Genomic DNA, 25454 nt, shown 5'->3' on the forward strand with positions numbered 1-25454 from the left:
GATTTGTCGGCAGGTGTCGGACTTTCGGCAAAAACAAATTGGAAAAAATATAGGTAAAAAGTTATAATAATAGTGCTGGTTTAAGTAGTATAGCTGCGAGTTGTAGCCGCCGAGCTACGGCTTGTTTTGGCTTCCTGAAGCGGGGAAACATAGATGGAATAAAAGATTGGAAAGTAATTTACCTATCGGGATGTAGCTCAGCTTGGTAGAGCACTAGCATGGGGTGCTAGGGGTCGCAGGTTCGATTCCTGTCATCCCGATCCAATAAATTAGCGTTCAAACCTTTGTTTTAAGGGATTGAACGCTTTTTATATTTTTATATAGCAATAATCTCTTTGACAGTGCGTATATGAAATGGGATTTGCCGGTATAGCAGCTTGAAGAAGGCTTATTCTAGAGGGAAGGAGCCAGCTGGATTGTTACGAAGATTAAGAGAGTATGTCATTTAATAAATTTTTGTGATATAATTATTTCTTAGATTAAATAAAGGGGACGAGTTTGAAATGACAACACATGAAAAACAACATAAGGCGAAAAAACCATTCTATAAAAAATGGTGGGTATGGGTCATTGCGATTTTTATTATCGCTGCGGCCGTTAATGGAAACGATGAGGAAAAAGCTAGCGGCAAAGAGGAAAGTAAACCGGCTGTAACCGAAGCAGCGAAAGATAAACCAATGGAGAACAAGGAACCTGAAAAGAAAAACGAGGAACCAAAAAAAGAAGCTAAAAAGGCAGAGGATAACGTTCCTAACGAATACAAGTCTGCATTGAAAAAAGCTGAATCGTACGCAAAAACTATGCACATGTCCAAAAATGCTATTTTTGAACAATTAACTTCAGAATTCGGTGAAAAGTTTTCAAAAGAAGCAGCCGATTATGCAATGGGCAAACTTGAATATGACTGGAAAGCAAATGCTTTGAAAAAGGCTGACTCTTATTCAAAAACAATGTACATGTCAAAACAAGGAATCTATGAACAACTTACTTCTGAAAATGGAGAAAAGTTTACTGCAGAAGAAGCACAGTTCGCGATTGACAATCTGAAGGCAGATTATAAGAAAAATGCCTTGGCAAAAGCAAAAAGTTATCAGGAAACAATGAGTATGTCACCTGAAGCGATTAGAGACCAATTAACTTCTGAGTACGGTGAAAAATTCACAAAAGAAGAAGCTGATTACGCTATACAGCAATTAAATAAATAAAAACACAAAACAAGCCCTCACCTTTTTTGGTTGAGGGCTTTAAAATTAATATTTTTATCGTCAATATCATATCTGCACTAAAAACCAGGTTCCAAAAAGGAACCTGGCGAAATGGTTATTCTGATTTGATTAGGCGCATGCTTTCGGTGAATTCTTGTTCGATCAGATCGTTTTTCTTGTATGTCAGTTTGCTGACAACGTAGGCAACGATTAGGTTTAGGATGAAACCTGGGATGATTTCGTACAAGGTTTGTCCGAACAGCACTTTGCCGAGGTCGAGATTGGACCAGGTGATGACGGTTACCGCTCCGACGACCATACCTGCAATGGCGCCCCAGTTAGTCATCTTTCTCCAGAACAGGCTCATAAGGATGATCGGCCCGAAGGATGCTCCGAATCCAGCCCACGCATAGGCGACCAGGTTCAGAATGGAGTTATCCTGCCTGAATGCCAAAGCTGCCGCAATCAAGGCGACAAGCAAGACGGCCATCCGGCCAAGGAAGACGAGATGCTTGTCTGTAGCATCCTTTTTCACCAAGACTTTATAAAGGTCCTCAACGAGCGCACTGGATGTAACGATGAGCTGGGAAGAAATTGTGCTCATGATTGCCGCAAGGACGGCTGCAAGCATGAAGCCTGCGAAAATCGGATGGAACAAGATTTGGCCGAGTACGATAAAGACCGCTTCGGGATTCCCCAGTGTTACATTTGGGTTTTGCTTAAAGTAAGCAATCCCGACCAGCGCGACGAAAATCGTTCCGATAAGTGAGAAAATCATCCAGCCCATACCAATCCGGCGGGCGTTCTTGATTTCTTTTACATCGGTGATCGCCATGAAGCGGACGATGATATGCGGCTGGCCGAAATAGCCAAGTCCCCAGGCAGCAGCTGAGATGATACCAATGAAAGTGGTCCCTTTCAGCAAGTCCATGAATGCCGGGTTTACAGATCTGACCGTTTCAAATGTTTCGGCAGGGCCTCCTGTTGCAAAAATACCAATCGCCGGTACAAGCAGCAGGGCGACCAGCATCATTAATCCCTGGATGAAGTCTGTATAGCTGACGGCAAGGAATCCGCCAAACAATGTATAAGCAACGACAACGCTACCGACAATCAGCAGGCCGGTATGATAGCTGGTGCTGAATGAGTTCTCGAAGAATACTGCTCCTGCGACAAGTCCTGAAGATACATAGAATGTAAAGAAAATAAGAATTACGATACCTGATACAATCCTCAGAAGCTTTGTTTCGTCTTTGAAGCGGCTTTCAAGATAGCTTGGAATCGTGATTGAGTTGCTTGATACTTCAGTATAAGCGCGAAGGCGCGGAGCAACCAACAGCCAGTTTATATAAGCTCCTGTCGTTAAACCAATCGCGATCCAGGCATCCGCCAACCCGCTTAGATAAATGCCTCCAGGCAACCCCATTAACAGCCATCCGCTCATATCAGCCGCGCCGGCGCTTAAAGCCGTAACCGCTGGGCCCAATGAGCGTCCCCCAAGCATGTAATCAGTAAGGTTGTTTGTTTTCCGATACGAGTACCAGCCGATAAAAAGCATTGCAGCCATGTAAATCCCGATCGAAATGACTTGTAGTGCCCCATCTGTCATACTATTTCCCCCTTTGTTAAAGTAGAAAATATTTTTAATAATATTTTTTATATATAAAATATTCTCTCTACTTTAGTTATAATATAGAACTATTTTCCCAGTCAATATGAAATGTTTTGCTACTATAGTAAATATGTAAACGGTATATACTAATTACAATAATGGTGGACATAGAATTTGTAAACAAAGAAGAGGATAGGTAAGATAAGGTAAAAAGGGAAAAAGGTGAGGATAGTATGGATTTAAACGCCTGGTTCGATAAAGGAATGACTGCTCAGGATTATATTGAAGGAATGAAAACGAATAAAGAAGGCATGCTGGAAATACTGGAAAGGTTCGAACTATCGGATCCGCAGATCTCCAGCCTTGAAGGTATGAAGGAAAAGCAGCTTCGAGTTATTGCGCTTAGTGAGGATTGGTGCGGTGATGCAATGCTGAACAACCCAATCCTCCTGAAAATAGCCGAAGCAGCTGATATGGAAGTGCGTTTTCTCTTGCGCGATGAAAACCTGGAGTTAATGGATCAATACTTAACTAACGGAACGGCAAGGGCCATCCCGATTTATATTTTCATTGATCAGGAAGGCGGGGAAACAGCAGTCTGGGGACCGCGCGCACAAAAGGTCCAGGAGATTGTAGAAAGGGGCCGGGCTTCCCTTCCTGCAAAAGACGATCCGGAATTCGCTGATCAACAAAAAACATTCTACAAAAACCTCGTTGATTCGTACATTACAGACAAAGGAATCTGGCAAACCGTATCCGAAAGTATTATACAGAAAATAACATTATGAGAAAAAAGCAGCCTGCTTAGGCTGCTTTTTGTATGGATTTTTATTGAAAAGGCAGGGATCCATTTGGCGGGATCCTGTCTTTTTTAATGTTTTTATCGTTAATTTTCGGTTCAATCCCTAAAATGAGATTCCGAATATTCGACCGGTGCAAATACAATAAAAATAAGGTGAAAAGACCAAAGAGAAGGCTGTGCCCGGTTTCAGGAAAGATTAACGAGTAAATGAATAAAGACAGTCCGACCGAAAGGGAACCGAAGAAAACATATTTTGTTAAAAAGATTGCCAGGAAAAAAGATACATAGGCAATAAAAAACATCGGCAAATTGGCGCCCAGCAGCATCCCGGCTGTCGTAGCAATCGCTTTTCCGCCTCGGAATCCCGCAAAGATCGGAAAACAATGCCCAATGACTGCCGCCATTCCAAGAAACAGCGGGTCCACAGAAACAGGGAGGAAGGCCGGAAGCGAAGCAGCCAAGGCGCCTTTTCCCGCATCGATGGCTAGTACAAAAAGTGCTGCTTTTTTGCCCATGACACGGAGTGTATTAGTGGCCCCAGGATTATTGCTCCCATGCTCACGTATATCAACGCCAAAAAACAGTTTACCAATGATTAGCGCAGTCGGAATAGATCCAATGAAATAAGCGGCTGCGAGGGCCCACATACTATCATTCCTTTTTTAGGGATTTATGGAATTCATTTTATCATAAATGCAAAAGAGAAAATCCAAAATCAAGAAATTTAATAGAATTTTCCAACTTTCTACTATTATATTATGGGAAAACATATAAGTAGAATAGCCCAGGAAAAAAATAGTTGAATTGGTTGTAGAAAAAATGCCTTTGTTTACGTCTAGTATAGAGAGAGTCAAAATTTGTATTGTTGATCGGTGTATTTTAAAGGAGTGATTTACATATGTTCGGAATAAAGTGGATGAAAGTGATTGCAGGGCTTTTCCTATTGGCGGGTGCATTGCTGTCACTGCCTTTCAGAAAAAGGAGGAGGGCCGAGGGGCATGTATAAATATTTGTCGTGCCTTGCGGCTGCGCTTTCCATTCTTGTCTTTATCACAAAGCCTCTCCCTTATTCGAACTGGTTCGCATTGGCTTTGGTCCTGTTTGGCTGTGGGTATGGATTGATCAGTCTATTCAAGGAAAAGGACCGGCTGGGGCGCTGGACCATCCAGCTAAATATTCTGGTCATTCTTATCCTGATTTCCGGCCAGATTCAATGAGAGAACAATCATCCTTTTGTGATGCTATTTTTTGCAAAATTGCCTTATGAAGGGGTATGATAGGAATCGAGTTCCATTATCAGCCATTGCGAAAGAGAACCGATTTAGGATATGATGGTAGATGGCTGGATGGATTTAAATGGCAAAATAAACTCGTATAGAGCAATTTTGTAACTAGGGATGATAAGAATGAAGAGAGCAAGAATTATTTATAACCCTACCTCAGGGAGAGAGATATTCAGAAAAAATTTACCCGATGTCCTGGAAAAGCTTGAACAGGCAGGCTATGAAACCTCCTGCCATGCGACAACCGGAGAAGGGGATGCGACCAGGGCGGCGAAGATTGCCGTTGAACGGCGCTATGATATCGTCATTGCCGCCGGCGGAGACGGAACAATCAATGAGGTTGTGAACGGGCTGGCGAACCAGGAGTACCGGCCGAAGCTTGGTGTGATCCCGATGGGCACAACGAATGATTTTGGCCGTGCGCTGCAAATTCCAAGGGATATAGGCGATGCCGTTGACATTATTATAAAAGGCGACCGGATTCCGGTGGATATCGGAAGAATCAACGACCGCTATTTTATTAATATTGCCGGTGGAGGACGCCTGACAGAGCTGACGTACGAGGTCCCGAGCAAGCTGAAGACGATGCTCGGCCAGCTTGCCTATTACTTAAAAGGAATGGAAATGCTACCTTCCATCAGGGCGAGCCATGTGTGCATTGAATACGACGGAAAGCTGTTCGAAGGGGATGCAATGCTATTCCTTGTCGGCCTCACCAATTCAATCGGCGGCTTTGAAAAAATCGCGCCAGATGCTTCACTGAACGACGGAATGTTCACCCTGCTGATTTTGAAAAAAGTTAATTTGCCGGAATTCATCCGGATTGCAACGCTGGCTCTCCGCGGAGAACATATCAATGATGATCATGTGATTTATACGAAAGCCAATCGCATAAAAGTACGTTCAAATGATACAGTGCAGCTAAATCTTGACGGAGAATACGGCGGGCTTTTGCCTGCGGAGTTCGAAAACCTCTACAGGCATCTGGAAGTATTCGCGCCCATTAATAAACTGCGGCCGGAAGACCTTCCCGCCGACTGGGTCCCGGGAAAGAGATATAGCTAATAGTCAAATTCCGTTCCTGATGGGACGGAATTTTTCTTGTTTTTGGAAATCTGTCTCTGCTAGCTTACTTCAGGATTGGTTTGTGGTATGCTTATTTGGGATTTTTCTGATGGAAAAATGGATGAAATGCAATTTACTTGATACAATGAGGTTGGTTCTTATTTTGCAAAAGGGGTGGCAAAATGGGTAAAAGGGCTTTAATTAATGTCGACTATACATATGATTTCGTTGCGGAAGACGGCGCGTTGACGTGCGGGAAACCGGGACAGGCTCTTGAGAAGTACATCGCCGACTTGACTGAGGAGTTCATCAAAAACGGGGATTATACTGTGCTGGCAATCGATGTCCATGATAAGGGCGACGAGTACCATCCGGAAACAAAGCTTTTCCCTCCGCATAATATCCGCGGAACGAGCGGCAGGGACCTGTACGGGGAACTGCAAAATGTTTATGAAGCGAATAAGCATCTCGAGAATGTATATTATATCGATAAAACCAGGTACTCCGCTTTTGCCGGGACCGATCTTGAAACGAAATTGCGCGAGCGCGGAATTACCGAGGTACATCTAGTCGGGGTCTGCACCGATATTTGCATCCTCCACACCGCGGTTGATGCCTATAATAAAGGGTTTAATATTGTTGTTCATGAGCAAGGGGTCGCGTCATTTAACCAGGCTGGCCATGAGTGGGCACTTGGGCATTTTAAAGGGACACTTGGCGCCGAGGTTAGATAGCAAGACATTTGACAAAGGGGTTTGGCCGAAATGAAACATATTTATAAAGATGACAGCTATGCGCTGCATACTGATCTATATCAAATTAATATGGTTGAAACGTACTGGCGGGATGGCATCCATGACCGGAAGGCCGTATACGAGCTTTACTTCCGCAAGCTGCCGTTCGGGAACGGCTATGCGGTTTTCGCAGGGCTTGAACGGATTATTGAGTATGTGAAAGGCTTCCGGTTTACAGAAGACGATCTCGACTATTTGCGCAATGAAGTCGGCTATGCGGATGATTTTCTTGAGTACCTGAAGGGTATCCGCTTTACCGGGACAATCCGGGGGATGAAGGAAGGGGAGCTCGTTTTCGGAAACGAGCCGATTTTGCGCGTTGATACAACTCTTGCCGAAGCACAGCTTCTGGAAACAGCCATGCTGAACATTGTGAATTACCAAACACTGATTGCCACGAAAGCCTCAAGGATTAAACAGGTTATTGGCAAAAATGAAGTAGCGATGGAATTCGGGACACGGCGGGCGCATGAGCTTGATGCAGCTATTTGGGGAACACGCGCGGCTTATCTGGCCGGGTTCGACGCCACGAGCAATGTCCGCGCTGGCAAGAAGTTCCATATCCCAGTGGCGGGAACACATGCTCATGCCATGGTGCAGGCTTACCGTGACGATTATACTGCTTTTAAAAAATACGCCGAGACGCATAAGGATTGCACCTTTCTCGTCGATACGTATGATACGCTCCGTTCAGGCGTTCCTGCAGCCATCCAGGTTGCAAGGGAAATGGGCGATAAGATTAATTTCATCGGCATCCGCCTCGACAGCGGCGACCTTGCCTATTTATCAAAAGAGGCGCGGAAGCTGCTTGATGACGCGGGTTATAAACATGTAAAAATTGTCGCTTCGAGCGATTTGGACGAGTATACGATTCTCCACTTGAAGGCCCAGGATGCAAGGATTGACAGCTGGGGAGTCGGAACGAAGCTGATTACAGCGTTTGAACAAGCCGCGCTCGGCGCCGTTTATAAAATTGTCTCGATTGAAGACGAAAATGGCGAGATGATGGATACAATCAAAATTTCCTCCAATCCGGAAAAGGTAACGACACCGGGCCTGAAGCGTGTTTACCGGATCATCAATAACCGGACAGGCTTTTCAGAGGGAGACTACATCACTCTGGAAATTGAAAACCCGCAGAAGGAAAAGCGGATCAAGATGTTCCATCCGACCCATACGTATATCAAAAAGTTTGTCTCGAACTTCACGGCACGGGAACTGCATGAAGAGATTTTCGTGAATGGTGAGCTTGTATATGAGGTTCCTTGCCTTGAAGAATCCCGTGAGTTTCTTCAGAAGAACCTGTCCGAGATTTGGGATGAGTACAAACGGACAGCCAATCCCGAGGAATATCCAGTTGACCTGAGCCAGAAGTGCTGGGACAACAAGATGCAGCATATTGAAGAAGTAAAAGAAAAAGTCGCCGCAATGGAAGAGAATGCCGAATAATATTGATTGTAGAAAGCGTCCGGGCTGTTCCGGGCGCTTTTTTTAGTTTTTTAGTTCTTAAATTGCATTAATTCCTATCTTTACAGATAAAAAGGGCTGTTTTTAATAAGTTATGGGTGTTTTTGCAAACATTTTTCCTTTATATGGATAAATAGATTAACTTTGTGTCTAAAATTCTAGCAGGCAAAATTTATTTGATTAATTTTAAAAAGATTCGATTGATTTATGAAGTTATTCAATTAATTTTCCCCCGGATTTTATTATATCTAATTATTCTGAAAAATATTAGTAAGGTCGGTTAGGTAAAATTGATTAAAAGTTGGTTTGTTCTTTGTAAATTTCGCCAAATCATCGGTCCATACGATAAAATAAAAGAAACTATCATACAGGACAGGGGGATTTCTTTTGGCAAAAGTAAAACCGAAACAGTTTTCTTTCCGTAATGGGGGCCGCTTCCTCGTCAGGGAGGCGCTTCCCGAAGATGCTGGACAAGTTCTGTCATACACAAAGGAAATCCTGGCCGATTCACCTTATCTTATGACCACTCCTGAAGAATTCAAGCAAACCGAAGGCCAGCAGCAGGAATGGCTTGCCCAAATAAGTGAGGATGCCAATAAGCTGGCTATAGTGGCGGAGCTGGATGGATTCATCATCGGTTTCCTCGATTTCCATAATGGTAATCGTATCCGCAATAGGCACCACGGTTCATTTGGGATGAGCGTGAAACGTGAATACCGCTCAAATGGAGTCGGGAAAGCCATGCTGAACGTATTGCTGGAGTGGGCACAGGAAAACAGTACAATCGAAAAGATCTCCCTTGAAGTTTTCTCGGAAAATGCCGGAGCCATCGCTTTTTACAAGGATGCGGGTTTTGATATGGAAGGGATTAAACGCAAGGCGGTTAAGACGGACGCTGGGTATTGCAATCTTTTCCTAATGGCGAAGTTTGTTTAGGAGGGCGTTCTGTGGAAGAGTGTATTTTTTGCAAAATAATCAATAGGGAAGCGGAAGGCTGGATTGTTTATGAAAACGATTATGTCTGCTGTTTTCTGGATAAGTATCCGATAAATAAAGGGCATATTTTGGTTGTCCCGAAAAGGCATTTTGAAGAACTGGCAGAAGCGGACGGAGATAGTTTGAAGGAAGTTATTCTGGCATCGCAAAAAGTGGCGGCCGCTCTGCAGAAGAGCCTTCAACCCGATGGCATTACTGTCATGCAGAACAATGGGATCTTTAAAGATGTAAACCACTATCATATGCACGTTTTTCCACGTTGGGAAGGGGACGGATTTTCCTGGACGGAACCGGAGACCACGGTTAATCCTGAGGATTTCAGCGAGCTGTATTCACAAATCAAAGAAAACCTTGAATAAGAAACACTAAAAACGCTTCAGCCGGACTCCCGTCTGAAGCGTTTCATTTATTTTATTTCGTATTGCAGATGTTCGGACAGGTACGGATTCATTCCTTGTACAAAAATAGTCGCAAAGTTAGTTTCCTCCGGTAACTCGAAGCGGGTCACGGTCGTGAAGTGAAGGCCGACAATGTCCTCCAATAATCCAGGCTGTACCCACGGAACAGAATAATACATGGAAGGATAGGAGTAGTCATTTTCCCAAACTTCAAAGTCATTCATCGTTACGGTCTTTCCGGTAGTACCCACTTTTTCTGTGCCAGCTATCACTTTTTTTGATCCAAGTGTGGGGCTCTTCCACCAAATCTGCCGTGCCTGCTGGTCGTTTATCATGTAGTCCTCTCCCGGCTGGATTTCAATTTCCATCGGTTTGATTGGGCCGGTGATGTAGTCGAAGTGGTGCTCCGTAATTAAGGTGAACTTCCTTCCCTCTTCATGCAAAAGCTTCGTGCTGACCTTTTCAAGGGTGGAAACACGCGGGATTGGCGATTCGGCATATGACTTTAGGAGGGACAGATACTTCTTCTTTGATAGGACTTTACTGTTGTTTTTTGAAAACCGCTGATAATGTTCTCTTTCATCGACTACTTTCCCGTTGATTTCCGCAAACTGTGCGACTTCTTTTGCTGTCATATGGGTAATTGCAATCTTCGAAAAGCCGAGCTTCTCCAGATGCTTTATATCGTTTTCCGAAACGGCCGACTCCCGATTCTCGAATTTTACCGAATCGGTGATAACAGCGGCTTGGGACGTCTGATCCCAATAGGTAACACCTGCATAAATGAATAAAAAAGCCGTCAGCACCCCTGCTGCGCGGAGCAAAAGTTTATTTTTCAGCGGTGCTCCTCCTCCCATGAAAAACATAGTATAATACCAATATTATACATACCATCCAGCATTTGCGATAGGGGGAGAACGATGGGTTTTGGCACAATGATTGTCGGCTTCTTTTTTATTTTCTTTAATTTTAATTTAGGTCCGGTGAATATATTTCCCGATATTATTGGGTATATCCTTCTCTATGTAGGGGCCGGAGAGGTATCAAGACACGTGAAGAACAGCAATTTTGAAATACTTAAGAAACCATCACTGCTGTTAGTCGCCTTATCAGTATTGGGTATCATCGTAAAATATTCCGATGTTTTAAACGGAGCACTAAATCAGGGGCTGACCGTTGAGAGCAAACTTTACTCCATTGCGACTATTTTCCTGACCGCCTTCCTGTCCATCTTTTATTTCTTTCATTTGGCAAAAGGAATCAAGGAAGAAGCGGGGAAACTGGAGCATACAGAACTGGATGAGAAAGCGGAGAAAACCTTTAAATTATACCTAACCTTCCAGGCCATTGGCGCAATTGTTTTTATCGGAGCAACCTTGTTGGCGAAAGGATCTGTTACTTATCAACTTGGGGGCGAAGGGTTCTTCCTTGTATTTGGGTTATTAGCGATATACATCTACCTCTTTATCCAAGTGAGGAAGATGCTGAAACTTGCCAATAACACGTTTGGCAGCGCAGAACCAAATCAGCCGTAATACCTGTCTTTTCGCATTCGCCCTCCGGTTATGATAAAATCCTGTTATCAAAAAGGTGCGAGGCGAATCATGAAAAAACAAATTCCAGTCACAAAAAATGAAGTAATAGATGTCCGTTTTGAGGACCTGACCCATGATGGATCCGGAGTAGCGAAGGTTGATGGCTTCCCGGTTTTTGTTCCACGAACCCTCCCAGGGGAATCGGGCAAAATAAAAATCATTAAAACGCAGAAAAACTACGCAATCGGCAAACTGGTCGAAATAATAGAAAAGAGTCCCTATCGGGTAGATATACCACGTGAAGAAGCCCATAAATACGGGGGCTGCCAGCTTGAGCATATGACGTATGAAGGCCAATTGAAGTACAAGGAAAACCAGGTGCGACAGGTGCTGGCAAGGATCGGCAAGCTTGAGGATGTTGCCGTCCATCCAGTCCTCGGCATGAAGGAGCCATGGCATTACAGGAATAAAGCCCAAGTTCCAGTCGGCGAAAAGGATGGAAAGCTGATTGCCGGATTCTTTAAGCCAAGGAGCCATGAAATTGTTGATACGGACGAAAACCTGATCCAGCTTCCGGAAGTGAATGAAGCGATTAATGCCGTAAAGGCTGCCTGCAGCCGGCTCGGCATTACTCCGTATGATGAGGAGACCCACCAAGGCGTCCTCCGCCATATCATGGCCCGCTACGGAAAACAAACCGGAGAACTGATGGTCGTACTGGTTACAAGGACTCTTGAGCTTCCTCACAAAAATAAGCTGATTGAGGAAATCACCGCCATGCTTCCAAAGGTGAAGTCGATTGTGCATAATGTCAACTCGATGAGGACAAATGTCATCATGGGTCCGGAAACAACGGTTATATGGGGTAATGAATTTATTTACGATACGATTGGCGACGTAAAATTCGCCATTTCCGCGCTGTCATTTTACCAAGTCAATCCCGAGCAGACGAAAGTGCTCTACGATAAGGCCTTGGAATATGCCGGTCTGACCGGCGGAGAAACCGTCATAGACGCCTACTGCGGCATCGGCACCATTTCCCTCTTCCTCGCGCGAAAAGCACGCAAGGTCTTCGGAGTCGAAGTCGTTCCGCAAGCAATCGAAGACGCCAAGCGGAACGCCGAGCTGAACGGAATCACAAACGCTGAATTCGTAGCAGGCGAGGCAGAAGTTGTCATCCCGAACTGGTACAAAGCAGGCAATACAGCCGACGTCCTCGTCGTCGACCCGCCGCGAAAAGGATGCGACGAAGCGCTTCTCCAGACCATCATCGCCATGAAACCGAAGAAGGTAGTCTATGTATCCTGCAACCCTGGGACATTGGCGCGCGATCTCCGGATTCTCGAGGACGGAGGATACAAAACGGTTGAAGTCCAGCCAGTGGACATGTTTCCGCAGACGACGCACGTAGAGACTGTGGTGATGCTGGAAAGAAAACGGTAACTAACCAAAAATCCAAATAGAAAAAAAGAATAAACTTTTCCGATTTCGTTGTCAAAGCGAGAAAAAAACTAACGAATAAAAGTGTGAGAAACAGGGCAACCCTTTGGGGTCTGCCCTTCTTCGTTGTGCGGAATTGGGAACTTTATTCGAGTTCGAGGAAAAGCGTGATAAAAAGTGTTGAAAGAGGGAAGAAAAGGAAGGAAAAGAATGAGTGCCACAAGTCCATATTCTACCTGTGAAGGTTTTTTACAAAGTATTGGGGTTGAATGCTGGCGTTATAGTTGATCAATCTGGGAAAATGTATAACCTCAATAGAAAGGATAATAAAATGTCTGGAATAAAAGATGAAATCATTTTAAGGGGCCTTAAAGAAAACAATTTAAAAAATGTAGATTTGAATATTCCAAAAGAAAAAATCATCGTATTTACTGGTCTTTCAGGCTCAGGGAAGAGCTCGGTGGTTTTCGATACATTGGCAACAGAAAGCAGAAGACAAATGACCCTGAACTATCCTCACTATGTGAGATATCAAATGCCGAGGTATGAGCGGCCCCACGCAGACCTTATGCAAAATTTAAGCCCGGTTGTAGTGGTAGAGCAAAGGCCAGCAGGCGGCAACTCCCGTTCAACAGTAGGCACTTACATGGATATTGATCCATTAATCAGGCTTTTGTTCTCGAGAATAGGAAATCCGCCGATAGGTTCTGCAACCGAATTCTCAAGCCAAAGTTCCTTTGGCAGATGTCCTGAATGTGGCGGATTTGGGGAAGTCATAACTCCCGATATAAATAAGCTTGTTGATTTCGACAAATCTCTTCGGGAGTATGCTGTTAGATTTAAGCCCTTATCTCCTTCAGGCTGGCAGGGTCATTGGATGATGACCTGCGGATTATTTGATCCGGATAAACCGTTAAAGGATTATTCGGAAGAAAAACTCCACCTGTTCTTATATGGCCCTCGGGAAGATGAAAGAGCCTATGCGCCATTCCACACAAAAAACGGCCCCCACAATGCAGAGTGGGACGGGTTATTGCCCAGATTTATACGCGTCTATATAAATAGGGATATCTCAAAACTAAAACAAGTATCCCAAGATGATGTATTAGCCATGTCATCACATTCATTGTGTCCATTGTGCCAAGGTTCAGGCCTCAACCCTAAGGTATTGGAATGTAAAATAAATGGCTTGAATATCGCAGAATACGATCAATTGGAGCTTCCGGACTTACTGGAACAACTAACAAAAATAAAAGACCCTATGGGAGAGGCAATTGCGAGACAGGCAGTCCCATATGTAAAACAATTAGTCGACATGGGACTGGGATATCTAAGCCTGTCGAGAAAAATGGGCACCCTTTCCGGTGGTGAAGCACAAAGGGTAAAAATCGCCCGCCATTTAGGGAGCAGTTTAAACAATATTACCTACATTTTCGACGAACCAAGCGCAGGTCTTCATCCTGAAGAAGTGAATATGTTAATCCAAATGTTAAAAAGGATAAAAGACCAACATAATACTGTAATCGTAATCGAACACAATTTATCCATCATAAAAGTAGCGGATGAAATAATTGAAATGGGGCCAGGGGCAGGAGTAAATGGAGGGGAAGTGGTCTACCAGGGAAAGTTGGAAGGAATAAAGAACTCTCCGACTGCAAAAGCCTTACAGCAGAAACTAGAAATAAACAAAGATCCTAGGGATATAAAAAGTTATTTTGCTATAAGAAGAGCAAGTAATAATAACTTGAAAAACCTGAATGTGGATATACCTAAAAATGTCTTGGTCTCTGTATGCGGGGTATCGGGTTCAGGCAAAAGCTCCTTACTATTGGAAGCATTCACGAAAAAGTATCCAGAATCCATTACGGTAGGGCAAGGTGGCATCGGAATCTCCAGCCGTTCGACCATGGCTACATATATGGGAATCATGGATGACATTCGCGCGATATTTTCTAAAGTAACTGGACAGCCGGCAGGATTGTTCAGTTTTAACTCCCTGGGAGCATGTCCTGTCTGTAAAGGAAAAGGAGTTCTGACGCCGGAGGTAGCATTTGCCGATCCTGTGACGATTCCTTGTGAAGCATGTGGAGGTACGAGATACTCAGACGAAGCACTATCCTATCGATATCAGGATAAAAACATTGTAGAGATTTTAGACCTAACAATAGATGAAGCGATTCACTATTTTCAAGCTCCAAAAATCATAAAAAGAGTTCATACGCTAAAAGAGGTAGGGTTGGGGTATCTAACCTTGGGGCAGACGACAAGTTCTTTAAGCGGAGGAGAAATCCAACGTTTAAAACTCGCAAGCCATTTACAGAAAGAAGGGCAAATCTACCTGTTGGACGAACCATCACTCGGATTGCATGCAGAAGATGATAGAAAGCTCCTCGATGTATTTCAAAACCTTGTAACCAGAGGTAATTCTGTCATTATCATTGAACACAACCTGGACTTCATAGCGGCGAGCGACTGGGTAATAGAAATGGGACCGGGAGGAGGAAAACAAGGCGGACAAGTTATTTTTGAAGGAAGACCAGAAGAAATGCTAAACGCAGAGACGTTGACAGCAAAATCATTAAAGGTTGGCATAAGCCTGTAAACTAAATCAGCACTACATGTGTTGTCACATGCACTCAACACACGTCGAAGCGGTTGCAAAAATCATTCTTAAAGAAGGCAACTAACCTTTAGTTGCCTTTGGGTTTGATGGGAAATTTTTGCAATAAGAAATGGATTTGTTTATTCCCTCAAATGTTACAGGCTAGCTTGACAATTAAATTTAGTATTAAAAGTTGAGCCGTACTCAGATAAAAGCTTGACTTTTTATTAGATTTATCGAGGTGATAATTACTATATTAAGATAGACATATCTCAATGAAAAGACGATTTTTAAGTTTCGTTCCACATTAATTTTAACGGATTAACAGATTATTTTATGCTCAGGAAATGAATAGAGGCTAGTATATTTTCTTGGTGAACGGGACAGGTATCAACAATCAAGAAATTGAAATGGAAAAGAGAATAACCTGTAATTTCTGTCTCATTCTTTTCGTGAACACGATACTATGTATGAATCCTAGATGACTTTTTGTATGCTTCCATAACGCTAAATGTCTCTTTGTAGGAATCAGTTTGAGCAAAAAAAAACCTCAATGAAGGCTTTTTGCTTTAAAAGTAAGATAATAGAACATGATTTTGATGTGCAAATTAATCAATTATTCTTTCCGGACAGGAATAGACATTGAATGACTCGCCCCGAATGAAGCCAACAGCTGTAATGTTTAAATCCTGGGCAAGCTTGATGGCCAAATCGGTCGGCGCTGACTTGGATAATACAATGCCTACCCCAATCTTCGCAGCCTTCAATAACACTTCAGAAGAGATTCTCCCGCTGAATACAATAATTTTATCCCTGACAGAAACACTATTTAAAATACTATATCCGAATAACTTATCTAACGCGTTATGCCGGCCGATATCGGTACGGACAGCAAGGATCTCATCCGGTGTACACAGTGCGGCATTATGGACTCCTCCGGTTTCCTGGAACACCTCTGAGCTGTTTTGCATTTCATTCATGAGGTAGATGCTTTGGGCTGCACTTATTTTTGTTTTTGACATGGACGTTCTAGCTGTCCGGGCGTCATTGTGGAAATAGAACTGGCGGCTTTTACCGCAGCAAGAGCCAATGAACCGCTTTGAATAATATTGCTGATTCGTAGTTGAATTCACCTTCAATGAAACATAGGCATATCCACGACCTACGTCTATTTCGAATGAAAGTATGTCACTGTTAGTACGTATGACACCTTCCGATGCAAGGAAACCGATGACCATTTCTTCAAAATGGGTTGGAGTAACCACCATTGTGGCAAACTCAACGTTATTGACGAACACAGTCAAAGGGAATTCATTCACAATCACATCTTCAACATTCAAAAAACGGCCATTGGTATATTTGGTTATTTGATATTTTTGGCTCATACTTTCCAGCATACTATTCACCCCAAACTTTTAAGGAGATTTTGAATAATTAAAATCTAATCATATTCTTCTCATTTTCACAAGGAAAATAAATAACATGCACATAGTGAAAAATTATTAAGTTAAGTGTTGCGCTTAGCTTTGTGAAATGGTAAAATTTTTCTAAAGTTCACGAAAATGTCACATTTTGATACGGAATAGCGTTCCTGTTCTCGGTTAAATTGTGAACATTTGAAAGCGATTACTGTTAGTCTGAAAGTAGCGAACCTGCTGGAACCTAACCGTCAGTCTTTTTCTGCATGCACCCTTTCGCATGCATGACAGATTGGCGGTTTTTTTGCTGCAATTTGCCCTACAGACAAACAGTCCATGCAGAAACATACCAACGAGGAGGAATGAAATGAAAACGAAAAACCGATGGCTCATCGCTGCATCGGCTGTGGGGATTCATATTTCCATTGGCTCTGTCTATGCTTGGAGTAACTTTACAAATCCCTTAATGGAGCAATTTGGCTGGACTGCAAAGCAAGTCCAATTCACCTTCAGCCTTGCGATCCTATTCCTTGGCTTGTCTGCTGCTTTCCTTGGCCACTTTGTAGAAAAACATGGACCGAGAAAAGCTGGACTTCTTGCAGCCGCGTTTTTCGGTGTTGGGATTTTAGGTTCAGGTGTCGCGGTAAATCTTGGATCCCTGCCTTTACTGTACATAACGTATGGAGTCTTGGGCGGCATTGGCTTGGGAGTCGGTTATATCGCTCCAGTTTCAACGCTTGTAAAATGGTTCCCTGACAGACGTGGCCTTGCAACAGGACTTGCGATCATGGGATTTGGTTTCGCGGCTGCAATCAGCAGTCCCATCATGGATTCATTGATTAAATCGGTTGGCACTGCAAATACTTTCTTTATTTTGGGAGTTGCCTACTTCGCCATTATGACATTATCTTCTCTTTATTTGGAAAAGCCTCCAGTGAATTGGCTTCCTGAAGGATTCAAGGAAAAGGTCAAGTCTGGAAGAGCCAAAGTTAATCAGGATCTATCCCAGTTAACAGCTAATGAAGCTGTCAAAACCAAGCGCTTCTATTTTCTGTGGCTGATGCTATTTATCAACGTAACGTGCGGGATTGCAATCCTATCTGCTGCAAAGCCACTGTCGCAAGAAAGTATTGGCTTAACAACAGCTGGAGCGGCTGCGCTGGTCGGTGTAATGGGGCTATTCAACGGTTTCGGCCGCCTTGGCTGGGCTTCCATTTCGGATTATATCGGCCGGCCTAATACGTATACCATATTCTTTGCAACTCAAATTGTCTTGTTTGCGTTGCTGCCACATACGACAAATGCCTTGCTATTCCAAGTCATGCTGGCGATTGTCTACACGATGTATGGTGGCGGTTTCGCTTCCATCCCTGCCTACATCGGTGATTTATTTGGAACAAAACAGCTTGGTGCGATTCATGGTTATATTCTTACCGCATGGGCGGCGGCGGGATTGGCCGGTCCGATGTTTGCAGCATGGATGTTTGATAAAACACAAAGCTATGCAGCAAGCCTTACTTATTTCGCGGCGTTGTTTGTCGTTGCGCTTGTCGTATCAATCGTCATCCGCTTTGACATCCGCAAGTTGCGCAAACAAAACGAGTACCAGAAGCTCGCTTCTTGATTTCTTTTCTATTCGAGCTTCGTATGGTAAAATCCAATCATCATTGGCCTCTAGAGCTGGAGGGAATTATGAATAAATACGAAGCTGAGTTTAGTAATCTAGTCCGTTCCTTTCGGAAGAAACATATGGGAAAAGGACCAAGCAGAATTACCACAACATTCTGCAAGAACTGGGCAATTTGTGAAATGGAAGGAAACCTTTCACCGGTAGAGAAATTCATTGCTTCTGCAAACGAGGGAAAACAAGCTTTGCGGTCTGCCAGAACCGAAATGGTAAAAGATATGTACCGAAAAAACCCTCCCGTGGAAATGGAAGAATTTCTAGGCTGTAAATTTGTCGAGTTATTCGTAGATATTGATATCGATAGGGACTTTGGAATGTCAGTTTTTGTTTTTGATCAAGACATTGAAAAGAAGTTTTGTAAATAGCTTGAAGGTATGGCACTTGGCAGCGTTCCTGCTAAAGACTAACCACCGTCCACCTGAGAATTCTTTGGAATTCCAGTGTTTGCGGTGGTTTTTCTTTTAAGAAAGGCTTTATTGATGATTTAAATAGGAGTGTTTTATATGGGAAAAACGAAACATCCAGGACCTCAGAAAAAAACGGCTATACCGGCACCGGAACATTGGGTCAGCCCCATTCCTTTCGGGCTTGGCAAAGTAAAGCCGAAACATATACGTGATACTGTTAAAACAATATGGGAAAACCGCGACAATTTCGGGTATGCCGCTAGTATCCTGACAAAAGGTGTGTGTGACGGCTGTGCACTCGGAGTGTCGGGGCTTCAGGACCAGACATTGACAGGCCCTCATATTTGCACGACTAGATTGAACGTTCTTCGCTTGAATACAATCGGAGCGATTAAACCGGAAATCCTTCATGGCGATATCGATGAACTAAGAAAATACAGTAGCTCAGATCTCCGCAAGCTCGGCAGAATTCCTTATCCGATGATTCGCAGGGAGGGTGAGCGCAAGTTCTCGCGGATAACTTGGGATGAAGCGATGGATATGATCGCTGGGAAAATGAAAAAGCTGGATCCAAAACAATATGCTTTTTACCTGACTGCGCGCGGCATTACCAATGAGACATATTATGTTGCCGGGAAAGTTTCAAGGTTCCTTGGAACGAACAACATCGACAATGCCAGCCGAATTTGCCATTCTCCTTCTAAGACGGCAATGAAACGTTCTATCGGTGTCGGAGCTTCGACCGCCAACTACCTTGATTGGATTGGTACCGATGTACTTGTTTTCTGGGGAAGCGTAGCGTCCAACAGTTCGCCGGTTTCCTCAAAATACATGCTTGAAGCAAAGAAAAAGGGCACAAAAATTATCGTTGTTAATCCATATCGAGAACCGGCATTGGATAAATACTGGATCCCTTCGTCCCCTGAATCCGCGTTGTTCGGAACAAAGCTCGCCGATGATTTTTACCAAGTGAATATTGGTGGGGATATCGCATTTATGCACGGAATCATGAAACATTGGTTTGAAATGGAGGAAATCAAACAGGGCTCGGCAGTAAACCACGAATTCGTCAATGAACACGTAAACGGCTATGCCGAGTTAGTTTCACATGTCCAGCAGCAATCATGGGAAGAAATAGAAAAGTCTTCTGGTGTTACAAAGGCACGGATTGTTGAGTTGGCGGAATTGCTTGCGAATAGCAAAAACGCTGTGTATGCATGGGCTATGGGTTTAACGATGCATTCTTTTGCAACGGATAATATTTCTCAGGTTGCCAATCTAGCTTTGTTGCGTGGACATCTTGGTAGAAAACATACAGGTTTAATGCCTTTCCGAGGCCATTCTTCTGTACAAGGATCGGGAGAAATGGGTGCGGATCCCTTTGTTTTGCCAGGTGGGGATTTCTATGGTGAAAATATAGACCGGATTGAAAAACTATGGGGATTCAAGCTGCCTGAATGGCAGGGGGATATAGTCGGGGTCACCCTGGAAAACATAGTCCTCCCAGATGATCATGAACGAAAAATCAAACTTTACTATATGTCAGGCGGTAATTTCCTGGAGACGATGCCGGACCCTGAATTTATAGAAAAAGCACTGTCCAACCTTGAGATCCGTGTCCACCAAGATATCATCCTAAACACATCTACCTTGCTCGATGCCAAGGAAGCGGTCATCATCCTTCCGGCGAAAACACGTTACGAGCAGGAAGGCGGCGGTACATCCACTTCAACTGAACGAATGGTTTATTTCAGCCCGGAAATTCCAGGCAACAAGAATCGGATCGAGGAAGCCTGTGAAGAGTGGAAAATTTATGTCGACCTTGCAAAACGAGTGAAGCCGGAAACGGCAGATGCAATTGATTTCAAGGATGCCCAGGCAATCCGCAATGAAATTGCCTTAGCCAACCCTAACTATGACGGTATCCAGCATTTAAAAAATGCAGGCGATGTCTTTCAGTGGGGCGGCGCCTGGTTGTGTGAGGATGGTATTTGTCCTACACCTGATGGACGAGGAAATCTTATAACTGTTGATATCCCTGACCTCAGTAAAAAGGAAGGCCAATTCATTGTCACATCCCGCCGCGGCAAGCAGTTTAACTCCATGGTTTATGATGAAGTGGATCCATTGAATGGGGCTGGCCGCTATGATGTGTTAATGAACGAAGAAGATGCCCGGGAATTGAGCATAGCTGAAGGTGAAGGAGTCGTTCTTTACAATGGCTTTGGCGTTTTCCAGGGAAGGGCAAAGTTCGTAGACATCTCACAGGGCAATGTTCAAGTTCACTTCCCAGAAGGAAACTTCCTCTTGCCGCGCGGCCGTTATGAAAAATATGCCGGCATCCCGGACTACAACATTATTGTCAGCCTGGAAAAGGCAGACCGCTTCAGCGCAAGGAAAGATATTCAATATGTAGAAAAACACATTGAAGAAGACGAAATTAACGCACCAGCGTAAATATCTGCCAAAATTTCTAGTGTTGTCGAATGTGTGAACTTTGGTTAAGTTTTGTAGTTAAATAAAATGAAAATATGCATGACACCGGTGTTTGAAAGTGATTGCTACACCGGCGTCATGCATTTTTATATTTGTGGAACATTCTGAAGAAGATGTCTACCTTGTTAAAACGAATGGTGGACGAAAAATAGTAGAGTTAGGTGGCTTCACCGCTAGAATGGTTCGAAACTAAGATTAAAATAACATGAATAAATGGGAGAGGTTAAGCCATCAAGAATGAAATCTGCTATAATTGCATCCATGTAACCGCTTCAGTGGTTACTAACTCGAGTTTCGTAGCAGAAATCGGGCATTAAGCCTGGGTATTACTAGCTGCGAGTTAAAACAAACGATCACTTGCTCAAAAATGAAGTCTATGTCTAGTGTGAAATGTTTTTTCTACTGCGTGTGTCCGATGATCCTAATTTTGCCGTCGTTTCCACTCCAACAACAAGGACCGTGAAAAGCTGTTGCAATCACGGAACCATGGTTAAGGCCGATTTTTTCGGTGCGAAACATGAGTTAATACATATCTATTTAAAAGGGGAATAATTATCATGAGCGGCAACAACGCAGTATTAGCAAGAAATACAGAAAATGCTCCAAACGGTAACGGTTTATCTTCACAAACAGTGGCTTTCTCTCATTACAACAACCTTTCAGCTCAATTACCTATTGAACCTAAAACTGGTAAACTGGTAGCTGGCGGGATTAAAGAGCAGGCTGAACAGTGCTTTAAAAATATTCAGGCAATCGTCGAAAGCATCGATCATGTTATGAGCGACGTTGTTAGAATCACTGTATTCGTAAAGAATATTAAAGATGTTGACGCTGTAGACGAAGTTTATAAAACATTCTTCCCAACCTATGTTCCAACAAGGACAACAGTTGCAGTTGCAGCATTGCCTATGGATGCCTTGGTGCAAATTGAAGCGCTTGTTTCACATGGCGAAGGTACAATTCCGAATGCGCCACAAGCAGGCGATCTCATCAAGCTTACAAATAACACAGTAAATGCACCAACTAGTTCTCTATCTACACAAACTGTTTCCTTCTCTCATTACAATAATCTTTCAGCTCAATTGCCGATCGATCCGAAAACTGGCAGATTGGTAGTTGGCGATGTAAAAGAACAGACTGCACAGTGCCTGAAGAACATCAAGGCAATTTTGGAAAGCATCGATGTTCCATTTGACGATATTGTTAAAGTTAACGTATTCCTTACAGACTTGGCTGATACTGAAGCTGTAAATGAAGTTTACTCTAGATTCTTCCCAGATTCAGCGATCGCAAGAGCTGTAGCCTACGTCCCTGCGCGTACAACAGTTCAAGCCGCTGCTTTACCAATGGGTGCTTCTGTTCAAATCGAAGCAGTCGTGTCGCACGGCGACGGTACACCACCACAGGCGATAGAAGACAGACATGGCATTGTTATCTGGGCAAACAACACTGAAAATGCACCACAGGATTCTTTGTCTACACAAACTGTAGCGTTCTCTCATTACAATCACCTTTCAGCTCAATTACCTGTAAATCCAAAAACAGGCGAATTGGTAGCTGGCGGAGTTAAAGAGCAGGCTGAACAGTGCTTGAAGAATATCAAGGCAATTGTAGAAAGCATCAATCACGTTTTGGAAGATGTCGTTAAAGTGAATATCTTCGTAAAAAATATTGAAGATATGAATGCTGTAGACGAAGCTTACAAAACATTCTTCCCACAAGGTACTCCTGCACGCAGAGTAGTTGGTGTCTCCGCTTTGCCTAAAGATGCATTAATCCAGATTGATGCGGTTGTATCAAACGCTGAAGGAACACCTCGAAAAGCATAACAGGCATTGGTTTATAAATATATATAGGTTTATGCGCCAATCACCGAAAAAAGGCTGTCTCAATGAAAATTGAGACAGCCTTTTTTTGATTCCAAATGAAAAGCATCAAGGTTGTAGCCGATTTAGGCAAAATCTTGATGTTTTTTAGTTTCCGGGCATTACAAAAAATGGGTTAGACTCTAAATCTATTTGATTATATAGTGATGATAAAAACAAGCAGGAACTTAAATAGGTTTCTGTTTATTATTTTGATTTGCATGCTATGCTTTGTAAAAAACTATAACTTTTTGAAACTTTTCTTGATGATAGATTCCACTAATGAGTAAAGGGGGCAAGAAAGATGGAAGATGAAAGTCAACGGCTAGTGAAGAAAGCAATTAAAGGCAATAAGAGCGCCTTTGAAAAGTTAGTTAAACAGCATTATGAGAGAATCTACCGGACTGCTTATCTTTATGTACATAACGAAGAAGATGCACTGGATGTTGTACAGGAGGCAACCTTTCAAGCCTTTAGATATATCCATTCTCTGAAACATCCGGAGTATTTCATGACCTGGCTCACAAAGATTGTCATTCGATGTTCAGCCGATGTCCTAAGGAGAAAAAGCAAGGTTGTTCCTTTGAGTGATGAAATTATTTCAAACTTGCCGGGCATGGCGAATTCAAACTTTGAGGATTCGATGCACCTCTTAAATGCCATTCAGCAGCTGAAAGAAAACTACCGTACAGCCATTATTCTTTTTTACTATTACGATTACTCGATTAAAACGATCAGCAGCGTCATGGAGATTCCGGAAGGTTCCGTCAAAACTTATTTAAGCAGAGGCAAGGCGGAGTTGAAAAAGTTCTATGAAAATGAGGAGGACAAATGCCATGGATAACAAGGAATTCAAAACAGCAATAGAGCAAATACCTGTGCCGAAAGATAAAGTATTCGATGCCATTTTCAAAGGGCTTAACCAGGGGAATGGCAAAACAAAGAAAAAGAAGGTTTTTGCAGGGGTGGCGACTGCCGCTGCTCTTCTTGGAATCACCATAGCCTCAGGATTTGTTAATCCTACTATGAATAAAGTATTGGCGAATGCCCCTTTAATAGGCGGGATTTTTCAACAATTTAATGATCCGACAGGTATGGAATTAGCTAACCAGGATGCAGTTACGGAATTAAATCAGTCACTTACAAAAAATGGGGTCACTGTAAAACTCACCAGTTCTTATTTTGACGGCAATATTGTTTCTATTACCGGATTTGTTGACAAGGCTGTTGAAAAGGGGCATAACGAAAAAGGAGAAGTCAGCTTTGATGTGAACTTTGCGGGGAATAAAGGCGACCAAGATCCTTGGCTTGGAATGTCCCATGATATCAGAAAAGTGAAAGAGGGATACAATTTCCAGTGGAAATTGGAATATCCTTATGAAACGATCAAAGACCATTTTTCTCTTCCGGTTACCATTCATTCGATCAATGGCATTAAGGGTGAATGGAACTTTGATGTACCGATCCAGCAGGACAAAAACACTACCTTAGCTATCGAACAAGAGCAGGCCTACCCTGATGAAGGGGTGAAACTAAAAATAGAAAAAATTCTGACCGCAAAAGCATCTTCGACTCTCACTTATGAGTCCACGCAGACATATAAGGGGGACGAAATCTATATAGATAAAGCAATTGATGAAAAAGGAAAAGTATATAGATTTGGAAATGGAACAGTTCTCGCCGAATCGAAACAAGAGGATGGGTTTCGTAGTACTGTCCGAAGAGGGATGACGATTGTCAATCCGGATATCTCTTCTCTAACTTTTTACCCGACAATATCATTTGGGGACCCAAAAGTACAACAGCTATTGGACAAAAAAACATTTACACTTAAAAGCACAAGGTTCAATTTAGAATTGCAGGTAAATGATATTACTCAAAAAGACGGGAAATTAGTATTGGATTATCAACTTACAGGGCTTCCCGAAAATTTGAGTAAAGGCAAACTAGAAACGATTACTCATAATTTGGGATATCTTTTCTGGCTGGTTGATAAGGATTACTTAACCGAAATCGATCCGGAAAATCCATTCCCCCCGAAAAATCACGGCATTCCGTTAAATAAAGTACAAATGATTGATAAGGCAACTCTGCGCTTCCAATCAACCTTTGACTTAAACGGAGAAGAAAGAATTGAGAACTTTAAGCTAGAAAATACAATGATGCTATTTGATTTTTCAAGCTTGGTCTCAGTTAAGGAATTACAACCTTTCACTGTGGAACTTTCCGGGGAAAAAGAATAAACTCGCTGGACATGTCTTGTATTGCCGAATACAGTGAACTATGTTGAAGTAGTCGCGAAAATTATGTATAAAGAAGGCAACTAACCCGAAAGGAGTTGCCTTCTTATAGGCGCGTTCTTCCACTACTCCGTATAGGGGG

The 25454-nt window shown here is 43.0% G+C and carries 21 protein-coding genes and 1 tRNA gene; 18 read left to right on the forward strand and 4 right to left on the reverse strand.

Annotated features, from left to right (window positions below):
- Window positions 1–186 precede the first annotated feature (186 nt).
- Both BN1002_RS01100 and BN1002_RS01105 read left to right on the forward strand, forming a co-directional pair.
- Window positions 187–260, forward strand: a tRNA-Pro gene (locus BN1002_RS01100).
- Between the two features lie 243 nt (window positions 261–503).
- On the forward strand, window positions 504–1205 hold the full coding sequence (locus BN1002_RS01105; RefSeq protein WP_048823201.1) for an Ltp family lipoprotein: 702 nt from the start codon (window positions 504–506) through the stop codon (window positions 1203–1205).
- A 115-nt stretch (window positions 1206–1320) separates the two neighbouring features.
- Here the strand turns inward: BN1002_RS01105 and putP are convergent, their stop codons facing one another.
- Window positions 1321–2814, reverse strand: coding sequence for a sodium/proline symporter PutP (gene putP, locus BN1002_RS01110; RefSeq protein WP_048823203.1), 1494 nt, complete (start codon window positions 2812–2814; stop codon window positions 1321–1323).
- Window positions 2815–3050: 236 nt separating this feature from the next.
- Between putP and BN1002_RS01115 the strand changes: the two genes are divergently transcribed.
- Entirely contained in the window at window positions 3051–3605 is a 555-nt protein-coding gene (locus tag BN1002_RS01115; protein ID WP_048823204.1) for a thioredoxin family protein, read from the forward strand.
- Window positions 3606–3645: 40 nt separating this feature from the next.
- On the opposite strand, the gene plsY is transcribed toward BN1002_RS01115, so the two are convergent.
- Window positions 3646–4266: a glycerol-3-phosphate 1-O-acyltransferase PlsY gene (gene plsY, locus BN1002_RS01120; protein ID WP_048823205.1), complete on the reverse strand. Its 621-nt coding sequence runs from the start codon at window positions 4264–4266 to the stop codon at window positions 3646–3648.
- 351 nt (window positions 4267–4617) lie between these two features.
- Here plsY and BN1002_RS01125 point away from each other — a divergent pair, with 351 nt between their 5' ends.
- The 6 genes from BN1002_RS01125 (at window position 4618) to BN1002_RS01150 (ending at window position 9583) form a co-directional block, all read left to right on the forward strand.
- Window positions 4618–4836, forward strand: a complete 219-nt coding sequence (locus tag BN1002_RS01125; RefSeq protein WP_048823206.1) for a hypothetical protein — start codon at window positions 4618–4620, stop codon at window positions 4834–4836.
- A 189-nt stretch (window positions 4837–5025) separates the two neighbouring features.
- A complete protein-coding gene (locus tag BN1002_RS01130; protein WP_048823208.1) occupies window positions 5026–5967 on the forward strand; it encodes a diacylglycerol kinase in 942 nt (313 codons plus the stop codon).
- A gap of 182 nt (window positions 5968–6149) precedes the next feature.
- The gene (locus BN1002_RS01135; RefSeq protein WP_048823209.1) at window positions 6150–6701 is read left to right on the forward strand and encodes a cysteine hydrolase family protein; all 552 of its coding nucleotides are present in this window, start codon (window positions 6150–6152) and stop codon (window positions 6699–6701) included.
- 30 nt (window positions 6702–6731) lie between these two features.
- On the forward strand, window positions 6732–8210 hold the full coding sequence (locus BN1002_RS01140; RefSeq protein ID WP_048823211.1) for a nicotinate phosphoribosyltransferase: 1479 nt from the start codon (window positions 6732–6734) through the stop codon (window positions 8208–8210).
- A 405-nt stretch (window positions 8211–8615) separates the two neighbouring features.
- Complete coding sequence (locus tag BN1002_RS01145; RefSeq protein WP_048823213.1) at window positions 8616–9164, forward strand: GNAT family N-acetyltransferase; 549 nt, start codon at window positions 8616–8618, stop codon at window positions 9162–9164.
- 11 nt (window positions 9165–9175) lie between these two features.
- Window positions 9176–9583, forward strand: a complete 408-nt coding sequence (locus BN1002_RS01150; protein ID WP_082036059.1) for an HIT family protein — start codon at window positions 9176–9178, stop codon at window positions 9581–9583.
- Between the two features lie 47 nt (window positions 9584–9630).
- On the opposite strand, the gene BN1002_RS01155 is transcribed toward BN1002_RS01150, so the two are convergent.
- A complete protein-coding gene (locus BN1002_RS01155) occupies window positions 9631–10488 on the reverse strand; it encodes a hypothetical protein (RefSeq protein ID WP_048823215.1) in 858 nt (285 codons plus the stop codon).
- A gap of 54 nt (window positions 10489–10542) precedes the next feature.
- On the opposite strand from BN1002_RS01155, the gene BN1002_RS01160 reads away from it, so the two are divergent.
- From BN1002_RS01160 to BN1002_RS01170, 3 genes are all read left to right on the forward strand, one after another.
- Window positions 10543–11157 (forward strand): hypothetical protein, encoded by a 615-nt coding sequence (locus BN1002_RS01160; RefSeq protein WP_048823217.1) that lies wholly within the window; start codon window positions 10543–10545, stop codon window positions 11155–11157.
- A 69-nt stretch (window positions 11158–11226) separates the two neighbouring features.
- Window positions 11227–12600, forward strand: coding sequence for a 23S rRNA (uracil(1939)-C(5))-methyltransferase RlmD (gene rlmD, locus BN1002_RS01165; RefSeq protein WP_048823219.1), 1374 nt, complete (start codon window positions 11227–11229; stop codon window positions 12598–12600).
- Between the two features lie 328 nt (window positions 12601–12928).
- A complete protein-coding gene (locus BN1002_RS01170; RefSeq protein ID WP_048827654.1) occupies window positions 12929–15199 on the forward strand; it encodes an ATP-binding cassette domain-containing protein in 2271 nt (756 codons plus the stop codon).
- A gap of 608 nt (window positions 15200–15807) precedes the next feature.
- On the opposite strand, the gene fdhD is transcribed toward BN1002_RS01170, so the two are convergent.
- Window positions 15808–16596: a formate dehydrogenase accessory sulfurtransferase FdhD gene (gene fdhD / locus BN1002_RS01175; protein ID WP_048823220.1), complete on the reverse strand. Its 789-nt coding sequence runs from the start codon at window positions 16594–16596 to the stop codon at window positions 15808–15810.
- A gap of 388 nt (window positions 16597–16984) precedes the next feature.
- Here fdhD and BN1002_RS01180 point away from each other — a divergent pair, with 388 nt between their 5' ends.
- The 6 genes from BN1002_RS01180 to BN1002_RS01205 all read left to right on the forward strand — a co-directional run bounded on the left by BN1002_RS01180 (window position 16985) and on the right by BN1002_RS01205 (window position 25315).
- The gene (locus BN1002_RS01180) at window positions 16985–18241 is read left to right on the forward strand and encodes an L-lactate MFS transporter (RefSeq protein WP_048823223.1); all 1257 of its coding nucleotides are present in this window, start codon (window positions 16985–16987) and stop codon (window positions 18239–18241) included.
- Window positions 18242–18309: 68 nt separating this feature from the next.
- On the forward strand, window positions 18310–18669 hold the full coding sequence (locus tag BN1002_RS01185; RefSeq protein ID WP_048823224.1) for a Na-translocating system protein MpsC family protein: 360 nt from the start codon (window positions 18310–18312) through the stop codon (window positions 18667–18669).
- A 138-nt stretch (window positions 18670–18807) separates the two neighbouring features.
- Window positions 18808–21168, forward strand: a complete 2361-nt coding sequence (locus tag BN1002_RS01190; protein ID WP_048823226.1) for an FdhF/YdeP family oxidoreductase — start codon at window positions 18808–18810, stop codon at window positions 21166–21168.
- Window positions 21169–21764: 596 nt separating this feature from the next.
- Complete coding sequence (locus BN1002_RS01195) at window positions 21765–23036, forward strand: RidA family protein (protein WP_048823227.1); 1272 nt, start codon at window positions 21765–21767, stop codon at window positions 23034–23036.
- Between the two features lie 340 nt (window positions 23037–23376).
- On the forward strand, window positions 23377–23916 hold the full coding sequence (locus tag BN1002_RS01200; RefSeq protein WP_048823229.1) for a sigma-70 family RNA polymerase sigma factor: 540 nt from the start codon (window positions 23377–23379) through the stop codon (window positions 23914–23916).
- Complete coding sequence (locus BN1002_RS01205) at window positions 23909–25315, forward strand: DUF4179 domain-containing protein (RefSeq protein WP_048823230.1); 1407 nt, start codon at window positions 23909–23911, stop codon at window positions 25313–25315. The genes BN1002_RS01200 and BN1002_RS01205 overlap by 8 nt, the downstream gene beginning before the upstream one ends.
- The last annotated feature ends 139 nt before the right edge of the window (window positions 25316–25454 follow it).

The organism is Bacillus sp. B-jedd, from assembly GCF_000821085.1.
GTDB lineage: Bacteria > Bacillota > Bacilli > Bacillales > Cytobacillaceae > Bacillus_D.

Bases quoted from the DNA above. Each gene is read 5' to 3' on its own strand.
- BN1002_RS01185 (WP_048823224.1), top strand. From the start codon at position 18,310: ATGAATAAATACGAAGCTGAGTTTAGTAATCTAGTCCGTTCCTTTCGG.
- BN1002_RS01160 (WP_048823217.1), top strand. From the start codon at position 10,543: ATGGGTTTTGGCACAATGATTGTCGGCTTCTTTTTTATTTTCTTTAAT.
- BN1002_RS01125 (WP_048823206.1), top strand. From the start codon at position 4,618: ATGTATAAATATTTGTCGTGCCTTGCGGCTGCGCTTTCCATTCTTGTC.
- BN1002_RS01180 (WP_048823223.1), top strand. From the start codon at position 16,985: ATGAAAACGAAAAACCGATGGCTCATCGCTGCATCGGCTGTGGGGATT.
- BN1002_RS01130 (WP_048823208.1), top strand. From the start codon at position 5,026: ATGAAGAGAGCAAGAATTATTTATAACCCTACCTCAGGGAGAGAGATA.
- plsY (WP_048823205.1), bottom strand. From the start codon at position 4,266: ATGTGGGCCCTCGCAGCCGCTTATTTCATTGGATCTATTCCGACTGCG.
- BN1002_RS01115 (WP_048823204.1), top strand. From the start codon at position 3,051: ATGGATTTAAACGCCTGGTTCGATAAAGGAATGACTGCTCAGGATTAT.
- BN1002_RS01105 (WP_048823201.1), top strand. From the start codon at position 504: ATGACAACACATGAAAAACAACATAAGGCGAAAAAACCATTCTATAAA.
- fdhD (WP_048823220.1), bottom strand. From the start codon at position 16,596: ATGCTGGAAAGTATGAGCCAAAAATATCAAATAACCAAATATACCAAT.
- BN1002_RS01155 (WP_048823215.1), bottom strand. From the start codon at position 10,488: ATGTTTTTCATGGGAGGAGGAGCACCGCTGAAAAATAAACTTTTGCTC.
- BN1002_RS01170 (WP_048827654.1), top strand. From the start codon at position 12,929: ATGTCTGGAATAAAAGATGAAATCATTTTAAGGGGCCTTAAAGAAAAC.
- putP (WP_048823203.1), bottom strand. From the start codon at position 2,814: ATGACAGATGGGGCACTACAAGTCATTTCGATCGGGATTTACATGGCT.
- BN1002_RS01190 (WP_048823226.1), top strand. From the start codon at position 18,808: ATGGGAAAAACGAAACATCCAGGACCTCAGAAAAAAACGGCTATACCG.
- BN1002_RS01135 (WP_048823209.1), top strand. From the start codon at position 6,150: ATGGGTAAAAGGGCTTTAATTAATGTCGACTATACATATGATTTCGTT.
- BN1002_RS01195 (WP_048823227.1), top strand. From the start codon at position 21,765: ATGAGCGGCAACAACGCAGTATTAGCAAGAAATACAGAAAATGCTCCA.
- BN1002_RS01205 (WP_048823230.1), top strand. From the start codon at position 23,909: ATGGATAACAAGGAATTCAAAACAGCAATAGAGCAAATACCTGTGCCG.
- rlmD (WP_048823219.1), top strand. From the start codon at position 11,227: ATGAAAAAACAAATTCCAGTCACAAAAAATGAAGTAATAGATGTCCGT.
- BN1002_RS01200 (WP_048823229.1), top strand. From the start codon at position 23,377: ATGGAAGATGAAAGTCAACGGCTAGTGAAGAAAGCAATTAAAGGCAAT.
- BN1002_RS01140 (WP_048823211.1), top strand. From the start codon at position 6,732: ATGAAACATATTTATAAAGATGACAGCTATGCGCTGCATACTGATCTA.